General features: G+C 75.9%; 1 protein-coding gene. It reads right to left on the reverse strand.

The window, feature by feature from the left end:
- A partial coding sequence (locus ACWJ6R_RS37890) for a ketoacyl-synthetase C-terminal extension domain-containing protein (RefSeq protein WP_449066791.1) occupies positions 1–510 on the reverse strand: 510 nt, incomplete at both ends.

Consider the following 510-nt stretch of genomic DNA (forward strand, 5'->3'; position numbering starts at 1 on the left):
CCAGCAGCTCACCCCGATCCGCACCCACCACCACCGCACGGTGATCGAACGCCGAACGGAAGGACGCCAGGGAGTGGGCCACGTCGACCTCGGCGGCGGTTCCCGCCTCCGCCCACGTTCCGAGCCGCCGGGCCTGCGCCCGGAGCGCCTCGGCCGTCTTCGCCGACAGCACCCACGGCACCGCCGGCAGTTCGGCGGGCGTCCCGGCCTCGGCCGCCTCCTCGGCGGGGGCCTCCTCCAGCACCACGTGCGCGTTCGTGCCGCTGACGCCGAAGGAGGAGACCGCCGCCCGGCGCGGGTGCTCCCCGGCCTCCCAGGCGCGGGCCTCGGTCAGCAGCTCCACCGCACCCGCCGACCAGTCCACGTGCGGGCTGGGCTCCTCGGCGTGCAGGGTCCGCGGCAGCATGCCGTTGCGCATGGCCATCACCATCTTGATGACCCCGGCGGCGCCGGCGGCGGCCTGCGCGTGGCCGATGTTCGACTTGATGGAGCCCAGCCGGAGCGGGCGGT

This window comes from Planomonospora algeriensis, from assembly GCF_977012225.1.